The following is a 1,198-nucleotide window of genomic DNA, read 5'->3' as shown; positions in this document are numbered from 1 at the left end:
TGTCTAAAGAAAAATTTGAACGTACGAAACCGCACGTTAACGTTGGTACTATCGGCCACGTTGACCACGGTAAAACAACTCTAACTGCAGCTATCTGTACTACTCTTGCTAAAGTTTACGGCGGTGTAGCTAAAGACTTCGCATCTATCGATAACGCTCCAGAAGAGCGTGAGCGCGGTATCACAATCGCAACTTCTCACGTTGAGTACGACACTCCATCACGCCACTACGCACACGTTGACTGTCCAGGACACGCTGACTATGTTAAAAACATGATCACTGGTGCTGCACAGATGGACGGTGGTATCCTAGTTGTTGCTGCGACAGATGGCCCAATGCCACAAACTCGTGAGCACATCCTACTAGGCCGTCAGGTTGGTATCCCATACATCATCGTATTCATGAACAAATGTGACATGGTTGACGATGAAGAGCTACTAGAACTAGTAGAAATGGAAGTTCGTGAACTTCTATCTGAATACGATTTCCCAGGTGATGACCTACCAGTTATCCAAGGTTCTGCACTAGGCGCACTAAACGGCGAAGAGCAGTGGGAAGCGAAAATCGTTGAACTAGCAGAAGCTCTAGATACTTACATCCCTGAGCCAGAGCGTGCGGTAGATCAGCCATTCCTAATGCCTATCGAAGACGTATTCTCAATCCAAGGTCGTGGTACAGTAGTAACTGGCCGTATCGAGCGTGGTATCCTAACTGTAGGTGACGAAGTTGCTATCGTAGGTATCAAAGACACTACTACAACTACATGTACTGGTGTTGAGATGTTCCGTAAGCTTCTAGACGAAGGCCGTGCAGGTGAGAACGTTGGTGCACTTCTACGTGGTACTAAGCGTGACGAAGTTGAACGTGGTCAAGTACTAGCTAAGCCTGGTTCAATCACTCCACACACTAAGTTCGAATCAGAAGTATACGTACTGTCTAAAGATGAAGGTGGTCGTCACACTCCATTCTTCAAAGGCTACCGTCCACAGTTCTACTTCCGTACAACTGACGTAACTGGTGACATCCAGCTACCAGACGGCGTAGAAATGGTAATGCCAGGCGACAACGTACAGATGACTGTAGAGCTAATCGCACCAATCGCAATGGACGAAGGTCTACGTTTCGCGATCCGTGAAGGTGGCCGTACAGTAGGTGCTGGTGTTGTTGCTAAGATCTTCGACTAATTCATAGCGAATTA

1 protein-coding gene is annotated in these 1,198 nt (G+C 47.2%); it reads left to right on the top strand.

Annotated elements, in window-relative coordinates:
- Positions 1-1,184, top strand: a 1,184-nt coding sequence (gene tuf, locus KJB35_RS27260) for an elongation factor Tu (RefSeq protein ID WP_017822038.1), incomplete at its 5' end; no start/stop codon positions are given.
- Positions 1,185-1,198: the final 14 nt, after the last annotated feature.

Origin of the sequence: Vibrio sp. D431a (assembly GCF_030248655.1) — a bacterium.
Classification (GTDB): domain Bacteria; phylum Pseudomonadota; class Gammaproteobacteria; order Enterobacterales; family Vibrionaceae; genus Vibrio; species Vibrio alginolyticus.
The sequence above is the reverse complement of the archived record's forward strand: the minus strand, read 5'-3'. Positions and strand labels throughout refer to the sequence as shown.